General features: G+C 52.8%; 9 protein-coding genes. 5 read left to right on the forward strand and 4 right to left on the reverse strand.

From position 1 onward, the window contains the following. On the forward strand, positions 1–220 hold a 220-nt coding region (locus tag E1297_RS49710), incomplete at its 5' end, for a hypothetical protein (RefSeq protein ID WP_209015639.1). On the opposite strand, the gene E1297_RS04325 is transcribed toward E1297_RS49710, so the two are convergent. The 3 genes from E1297_RS04325 to E1297_RS04335 are packed head-to-tail and all read right to left on the reverse strand — an operon-like array spanning position 200 to position 1,331. Beyond that, positions 200–421, reverse strand: coding sequence for a hypothetical protein (locus E1297_RS04325; RefSeq protein ID WP_155134345.1), 222 nt, complete (start codon positions 419–421; stop codon positions 200–202). The two genes, E1297_RS49710 and E1297_RS04325, sit on opposite strands and share 21 nt — an antisense overlap. 8 nt (positions 422–429) lie before the next feature. After that, entirely contained in the window at positions 430–969 is a 540-nt protein-coding gene (locus tag E1297_RS04330; protein WP_155134348.1) for a hypothetical protein, read from the reverse strand. An 11-nt stretch (positions 970–980) separates the two neighbouring features. Next, on the reverse strand, positions 981–1,331 hold the full coding sequence (locus tag E1297_RS04335; RefSeq protein ID WP_155134351.1) for a hypothetical protein: 351 nt from the start codon (positions 1,329–1,331) through the stop codon (positions 981–983). A gap of 92 nt (positions 1,332–1,423) precedes the next feature. Here E1297_RS04335 and E1297_RS04340 point away from each other — a divergent pair, with 92 nt between their 5' ends. From E1297_RS04340 to E1297_RS04355, 4 genes are all read left to right on the forward strand, one after another. Continuing rightward, positions 1,424–2,020 (forward strand): hypothetical protein, encoded by a 597-nt coding sequence (locus E1297_RS04340; protein ID WP_155134354.1) that lies wholly within the window; start codon positions 1,424–1,426, stop codon positions 2,018–2,020. 352 nt (positions 2,021–2,372) lie between these two features. Beyond that, positions 2,373–3,578 (forward strand): hypothetical protein, encoded by a 1,206-nt coding sequence (locus E1297_RS04345; RefSeq protein ID WP_155134357.1) that lies wholly within the window; start codon positions 2,373–2,375, stop codon positions 3,576–3,578. Positions 3,579–3,595: 17 nt separating this feature from the next. Beyond that, positions 3,596–4,042 carry a hypothetical protein gene (locus E1297_RS04350; protein ID WP_155134360.1) on the forward strand — a complete coding sequence of 149 codons (447 nt, stop codon included), beginning with the start codon at positions 3,596–3,598 and terminating at the stop codon, positions 4,040–4,042. Positions 4,043–4,055: 13 nt separating this feature from the next. Continuing rightward, positions 4,056–4,574 (forward strand): hypothetical protein, encoded by a 519-nt coding sequence (locus tag E1297_RS04355; protein WP_155134363.1) that lies wholly within the window; start codon positions 4,056–4,058, stop codon positions 4,572–4,574. 204 nt (positions 4,575–4,778) lie between these two features. Here E1297_RS04355 and E1297_RS49715 read toward each other — a convergent pair. Beyond that, positions 4,779–5,003 (reverse strand): hypothetical protein (locus E1297_RS49715; protein ID WP_209015640.1); only part of this gene is annotated, 225 nt, incomplete at its 5' end.

Here is a 5,003-nt window from a genome sequence, read left to right on the forward strand (position 1 = left end):
GCCCCGTCCTTCAGGGCGGGGAGCAGTCACTTCCGCCTCGGTTGATAGGTCCGACCATCCGGTTGGGTATCTGTCGTTGCTGGGGTACTTCTTCATGACAGTCAGAGCGCCGCTTGCGGAAAACAGCCAGAGGTTTTCCGGCCTTTCCACCATCCGTGAGCGGTTCTGGGATATGTCCGGTGCGCGCCATGCGGGGTTTCTATTCAGTGTTTGCGACTGACCAGCAAATGCTGTTGGAGGACATGCCTGTTTCAGTGATTTTTCCAGCCGCCACTAGGCGCTTGCAGGAATAAAGAATGTGGCTCGTTTTGAGGCTTTTACCGTATCCTCCGTTGCGCGCCAGAATGTTACGAATGACGTAAGTCGGGATATTCGGATGCGCTTTAATCGCAGCTAGTATGTCGCCTTCTTTCGGGGTCATGCGGGGCCTCAAGAGTCACGGTTGATGGTGGAGGAGCTTTCCCATGCTACGGGCATGAAAATGTTCTGGCCGGCAAGCCTCTCTTTGACGTAGACGAATGCGCCTTTACCGAGCGTGCCGAACAGTCCATAAGCCTTCCAGTCGCAGGTCTTGCCGTCGGTTTCAATTCCGCTGTCACAGGTGTAGGCATCGCTTGACACGCCATTGCATGCAGGACACCGAAAACGCGGCCCTTCAATCGATTTCTTTAGGTCATCCACGGTATCGAAAACGTGGACATTTTCAGCCTTGATTTCCGGCTGTTTCGCGGGCTGGTAATAGTTCATATACCAGTAGTTTCGGTCTTTTTCCCACGCGTCGAGAATGTCGGCCGGGTCCATGTCGAGTGCCTTGCCGTATTGCTCTGCTCGCTCAATTGCCCAATTGAACTTGGCGTCATAGTCGTGGAACGGGCGGCCGCCGTCCTGAAAACTGCGATCTTCTGCATAGTCCTTATCCACGGCAGCTCGCAGGTTCTTGTAGGCTTCGCATTTTGTGATGTCTTTCATGTCCGGGGCCTTTATTTACTGTTTTGAGCGATGCGCTGATAGTGCATCGCAGTGCGGAGAAGATTTTCAAACTGCATCATGCTTGGGATCAGCGATCCGGCGTCCAGCTGAAGTTTAATGTTGTTCAGGACCATAGGGCTGAGGCAGCCTTTTTCGCCGTCTTCGTTTTCAGTTTCAAACCACCACTTCTGCCCTCGGTGCGCGGAGAGCGCATTGATCATTTTTCGAAGGTCGTCAGGCCGTATCGAGGGGTTGTCCTCTAGACCGTCAAGAATGCTTTCCAGCTTTTTTCTGCGTTCTTCAGACAAAACGGGCCTTTCCTTGTGGGTCTCCCCTATCTTCACCAGACGAGCCAAAACCATTTCAGACTCCTCGGGTCTCTCAATTTCTAGATGCAGGTTAACATATATCAATAAACATTGTACAAACTTTTTGAAAATGTTATGCCTGTGAAATGGATGATGCTACAAACTTCTTCATGTACGGATTTGCGGCAGACCGGCCGGGCTTGAAATTGGATATCCAGATCAGGGCTCTCGAAGAGATTTCTGAGACGGAAAAATTGCGCCTGTTTGTGAAAAACCGGAACAATCCGGACGCTCTGGAACAGTGCCTAGACGCACTGCGCCCTGGTAATAAACTGTATGTATATCGGCTTGTTGCACTCGTACCGGCTAAGTCGGATTTGGTAAAAACAGCACCAAGAACATATCTAAAGGAAATACTTCGTAAGCTGATTGACGCAAAAGTGAAAGTAATTGAGCTTGAAAGTGGCAGGGACTGCAGCAATGCCAACGACGTGGCACTTGCGGTGGCAGATGCGTTCATAGATTTGGCCGGTTACAAGAAACAGAAAGCCGGACCGGGACGCCCGAAAAAACCACCGCTTGAAGAAACTGAAAAACTACGGCTGATCGCGATTTGGAAGTCGCTGGATTATCGGACAAACGCAGAAGCGGTAACGGCCATGGGTTCCGATTGGTCCATTCAAAAAGCAATTCGTGCATTTGGAAATTCAGGCCGTGCGCCTGGAAAGCCCAAGTCAAAATAGGAAACCAGGAGGTCGATAGAGGACGCTCCGTGCGTCTCTCCCGGCACATAAGGAAACGGAGGCGACACCGAAATCCACGCCTCCGCTCATTGACACCCGCTTTACAGCGACCCGATACTCGATCCTTACAGTCACGACCCCGGCCTGACGGCGCTGACGCGGATCCACACGGATTTCCCATGCCCCACCTTTCGCGACCCCCCGGACTGACAAAGGGTCGCGTCGGCCGGGAGACATCAAATTTTCCGGTCGGCATCTAGCAGAGTGAAAAAAGAGACGCTTGTGACTTTCGGACTTTCGACGAAAAATTCACTCACCGTCTTTTCGTGCACTTGGGAGGGGTTAGGAAGTCATGTCATTCAATAGAGACCCGAACGAAGCTAAGGTCGAGCCGCACCGCACCCATTTCAGAGAAGTCCTCGAATGCGCGGAAAAGAGCAGGCCGGGCAAAATCGATTTCTACGACATCGGAGCATACGACTTCGGTCGCAGGTCCACGGTCGCTAAGCTGTCTCTTTTGCGTCTTCTTCCTGGTCTGGCGAAATTCCGGGCGTGGATGCTAAACGAAGGTTACTCTTCAAGCCGACCGCTGAGTTTCGACAATTTTTCCCTTTACCCGCAACAGTTGGATTGTGAGCGGCGCACGATGGTCGTCAAATTCGACGGAAGTGCATATCTTCGCATCGACTTCGACCACTTCGAAGAACTCTATAGGGAAATTTCCGTCAGACAGGTAATGGATGAAACAACTACGGACAACGATGCCCCGATCGTCCTCTCGGCGGGCACGGGCCGAACAAATCAGGATGATGAATGGGAATACCACACGGGGTTCATGGACCGGAGAAATCTCGACGCATCTGTCTCGTTCTTCAAGCTTTGCAGGAACCTCAAGATTCCCGTGCCGAAACATCGCTTCGGACTAAGTTCAACCTTCTTCGATAACTTCGAAAACCTAATCGATGCTGACGGCCTGCCGGGCAAGACCTTTGAAACGGTCATGCGCTCCATGGAAAGTGACACGGCCGCGGCAATGCTTCGGAACACCTTTGCGCATCCGAACCTTCCTCTCGACCCCCTTGTCGCGGAGGATCGGCGGGATCTCTTGACTCGTCGTCACTACAAACTTCCGGACGAACCGGCCAAACTCTGCGATGGACGGCTTTCCGACTGGCGTCTTTCCGACGATCCGAACGGAGACCACTCCGGCGAACTGTCCGAAGAGATGAAGCAGCCATGGAAATTCGAGATCTCCCGAAGCTCATATGAAGGTCTGGATCTTCGCTTCACGGCGCCCGACGGCACCGAACGCAGCGTTCTGATCGAAATCGACCGAGGCGGACTCAAACTCAGCACCTTCCGGGATCCGGAACTGACGGAATCAGCGGACGCGGACTTCCGTATCGACGAAAACCAGACCTCCCTTATAACGACCGGAATGCGCTCTCCTAACGGAACGCGCCTAAAGGAAAGCTATCTCGCCATCACGCAGGACGGGTTCGAGGCAAGATCCGGCAGCCCGACGAGAACGATGTCGGGCGAGACACCGAAACCCTGATCACTTGGAGTCCCGACATGCATCTCATCAACGGATATGAAATACCGGACGACATGAAGACCCTTTCGGAAGACGAATTCCTGGAAGGGGCAATGATCTGTCCGACATTCGAGATCGACGGTAGATCGGGGGAAGACTATGAGCCGATCTGGGAATGCGCAAAATTCGACGACACCATCTTCGAAGAAGACGGCTATGCGATCGTCCCGCTAACGGACTTTGAACCCTACTGCGTTGTTCTCCGGCACGAGAACGAGACCGTCGGCTTCTACATGCACGGCCAGCTTTGGGTGGATGACGAACATCGTGGCCATTCCTTCGGAGCCAAAATGGTTGTTTGTGCCAGCGCTGTGATCGGAAAAGCCCCCGACGTTCAGGTGGTTGGCTTCTCCATCGAAGGTTATGACGCTCACGTCAAATCCCTAGAGATCGCCCGCGAGGCGGACCCATCCCCCAGAATATAGGAAAGGCGTAGCCATGATTGACTTCCGGAGCCTGATGACGGACGAGCAGATTGCCGAGGCTGAGCAAGAAAAGACCGAGGTTTTACGGCTACAAGGGCTTACGGACGCTTGGCTGGGAACCGCCATCCTCAAGTTGGCACGGGATTGCAGGAATCTCTTTCCCCTCGCACTCGGCGATCCCCACGCATGCGTCTACGACAATGCATTCGTTTGGCATCTCGTTCCCGAACTCGCGAAGCGGCTTGGTGCCTACGGCATTCAACCCAACGAAGCCCGTCGATTCGAGCTGATAGAAGCGAGCAACGAAGACCTTGCTCGACTCACCGAGTGTTATGCTGGCAATATTTCCATGGGGTCTTGGGAGCCGGAAACACCTCCGAAAACGTTCCCACCACATATTTTACTCTCCAGACCCGAGCAGCTCGGCAACCCCGCGATCATCGCAGCAAACCGCATTCTTGAGCATGGTCTTTCGAGAGTGCCGACGAAAACAGAAACCGACGATGAGGAAATCTCGCCGAAACCGTTTTGATCCGGAAGCGCGGCAAACCCCTTCGCACCTATCCACGAAACACAGGTTGGTCATTTTCTGACCTAACAATGCGAAATTTAGTCCCTTGCTGAAGGTCGTATTAATTTCGATGGAATTCGAAATAGATACGAGTGAACTTCAATGCTGCGGAAAAGAGTAAAATGGACAGATAATTTACTCCGCCTAGAGGCAGCGAAGTATGAATCAAAAACGGCTTTTCGGAAAGGAAGCTCGGGCGCCCACAAAGCCGCCATATCGCGCGGAAAAGAGTTCTTCGAGTCCATATGCGGGCATATGATTAATCCAAACACAAAGTGGACTGAGGATCAACTTCGTAAAGAGGCGATCAGATACGACACAAGGAGTGCGTTTCAGCATGGTAATAGCGGTGCCTACCAAGCCGCCAAATGGCGCGGCGCCGAATTCCTT

The organism is Roseibium sp. RKSG952 (genome assembly GCF_009711355.1).